At 35.4% G+C, this 2,577-nt stretch carries 4 protein-coding genes; 1 reads left to right on the top strand and 3 read right to left on the bottom strand.

Going from position 1 to position 2,577, the window contains the following annotated elements:
• Nucleotides 1-30: 30 nt before the first annotated feature.
• Both KHW44_RS08455 and KHW44_RS08460 read right to left on the bottom strand, forming a co-directional pair.
• Nucleotides 31-810, bottom strand: coding sequence for a tyrosine-protein phosphatase (locus tag KHW44_RS08455; protein WP_304068403.1), 780 nt, complete (start codon nucleotides 808-810; stop codon nucleotides 31-33).
• Nucleotides 811-1,230, bottom strand: a complete 420-nt coding sequence (locus tag KHW44_RS08460) for an SH3 domain-containing protein (protein ID WP_294684835.1) — start codon at nucleotides 1,228-1,230, stop codon at nucleotides 811-813. It lies immediately after the preceding gene.
• Nucleotides 1,231-1,409: 179 nt separating this feature from the next.
• On the opposite strand from KHW44_RS08460, the gene KHW44_RS08465 reads away from it, so the two are divergent.
• Entirely contained in the window at nucleotides 1,410-1,934 is a 525-nt protein-coding gene (locus tag KHW44_RS08465; RefSeq protein WP_304068407.1) for a DNA topology modulation protein, read from the top strand.
• A 114-nt stretch (nucleotides 1,935-2,048) separates the two neighbouring features.
• On the opposite strand, the gene KHW44_RS08470 is transcribed toward KHW44_RS08465, so the two are convergent.
• Nucleotides 2,049-2,577: LPXTG cell wall anchor domain-containing protein (locus KHW44_RS08470; protein WP_304068410.1), on the bottom strand; the 529-nt coding region annotated here is incomplete at its 5' end.

The following is a 2,577-nucleotide window of genomic DNA, read 5'->3' on the forward strand; positions in this document are numbered from 1 at the left end:
AAAGTTCTTACAAATAAGTTATCTCTCATCTTATCTCCTCTTACCAAAAATCTTCGACAAAACCCCGCCGCTCTTCTTCTCTAACACAGGAATCCTGTCTATTCTCTCATCTTCCACGATAAGTTGTGGATTAAGTCTCATAATCAAATCAAAATAATCCGAATCTATAATCTTATGAAGAGATTTAATCCCATCTCTAATATATTCTGCCTCATACGCATTTTCAGATTCCGTAGCCACAACATCCACCATTTGCCTGTCCAACAACTCCTTAGCAGTCTTGAACAACCTGCTAGACTTAGGCTTAACCACAGAACTCATATCCAATTGCACCAAACAGTCCCTTTCCTTCAAAGAAATCAAATAATCTGGATTTTCTTGGACGTATTTGCACCTTTCCGGATGAACGATAATCGGAACAAAACCTTTGATTTGGATATCGTAGATAAACTTATTCAAATCCTTGTATTCAGTTGTACTTGGAATCTCAAGCAAAATATATCTGGAATAATTAATCGAACTAATCAAATCATTGTGAAAATATTCCATCATCTTAGGATCGCAGCTCATCAAATTGCCCGACAACACCTGAAAATCAATTTTTTGGTAATCAAGCTCATCATTAATCCTGTCGATAAGAAGTTGATTTTCATCAGATGTCAAAACCCTACCATTCGTAGAAATCTCCGACGCACTCACAACCTTCTTGTAACCAAGTCTTGCATATTCAATTGCAGTCGCAATAGCCTGATCCAAATTACTCGAACCATTCTTCATGTCCGCCATTATCTTGCTATTAACATCAATCATTTACTCACCCAAAAATTCCTTAGAAACAAAACCTACTTGACCATTAAAATCAACCTTAACCCAAGTAGCCCCATCGTCATCCTTAGTTTCTTCGATAACCTTAAGCTCATCATTCTTTTTTAACTTAGTCACAATAGAAGAATTAGTGCTAGCTTCACTTCTCATATTCAAAATATCTGGTGTAACCTTCATAGTTTTCTCAGTAAATTCTTCCGGTTTGTTAGAATCCGTATTTTCTGAAGCAGGCTTTTCTGTAGTATCTTCTGGTTTTGAATCCTCAGGCTTAGCTTGTTCTGTAGATTCATGTTTCACAGACTCTGCTCTTTCCATATTTCTCATCGATTCGTAACGTTCCGGTTTTCTCAGGCAACCCGTCGTCAATACCAAAACCAAAATCGCAATAGGTATCAATCTCTTCATACTATCATCTCCTAATTAACAATTATTATTTTAACATATATTAAGACTTTTATGCACATAAAAATCCTCAAAAATCACTAATTACATTATATCATCAAATGCAAAAATAGTAACGTGACAACCCACTCATTATTATATATAATAATAGAAGATGATCATATTAATATAAGGAGATAAACGTGAAAATTTCAGTAATCGGATATTCAGCCTCTGGCAAATCAACATTAGCACAAGACATATCACAAACATACGATCTGCCATTGCTTCACCTCGACCAAGTAAATCTCACAGAAAACTGGAAAGAACGTGACCTTGACGAAGCAATTAACATAGTAGAAAGTTTTATGAAACAAGAAGATTGGGTAATAGATGGAAACTACGACAAATTAAAGAAAACAGAAAGACTAGCACTATCTGACATTATAGTCTTTCTCAACTTCAACAGATTCAATTGCCTACTAAGAGCCATCAAACGCTACATCAAATATCGTGGCAAAACCAGAGAAAGCATGGCTGACAATTGCCCCGAAAAACTAGATTTTGAATTCATCAAATGGATACTCATAGATGGACGCAGCAAGGAAAAACAAGAAAACTACGCCAACATGAAAAAACACTACTCACACAAATGGATTCAAATCAATAACCAAGAAGAACTCACAAAATTTAAAAAATACCTTCAACGAAGTAACGCGAGCCTGTAATACGGCTCTTTTTTTGTTAGGATTTTGAAATTCAAATATTTTTGCATACAAAAATACCCGATCATACGATCGGGTATTTTCAGTTCAATAAACTACAGAATTAAAATCTATAATTTATTCTTCATCTTCTTTTTTCTTCCTTGAAACATACAATCCACCCAAAGTAGATAGTGCTGCAGCAGCCATCATCATAGCTTCTGATTCAATACCTGCTTTTGGTAATTTCTTAGCTGGGTTGTCCGCCTTTGATGGATTATCTGACTTAGAAGGTCTTCTATTAGGTGAATCAGCGATTTCTACAACCAAATCACTACCCTTGATAGTTTCCTTAGATCCATCTGGATAAGTGATATTAGCTGATCCATCATTACCAACTTCAACTTTAGTTCCTTGTGAGAATTTATCCTTATTAGCTTTTTCAATAGCTTCTTTAACCTTGTCTTTTTCATCCTTAGTTAAGTTAGAAGGATCTTTTACTTCAGTCTTTTCTGGAATACTTGGTTGAACTTTTTCAGCATCAGATGCTGGTGTTTTTTCACCGTTCAATGCTTCTTCTGCAGCTTTTAATGCATCTTTAGCTTTGTTGACAGCGTCTTGAGTTGCATTTGGATCTGCTAGTACTTTCTTAGCATCTTCTAATGCT

Origin of the sequence: Finegoldia magna, from assembly GCF_018371055.1 — a bacterium.
GTDB lineage: Bacteria > Bacillota > Clostridia > Tissierellales > Peptoniphilaceae > Finegoldia > Finegoldia magna_I.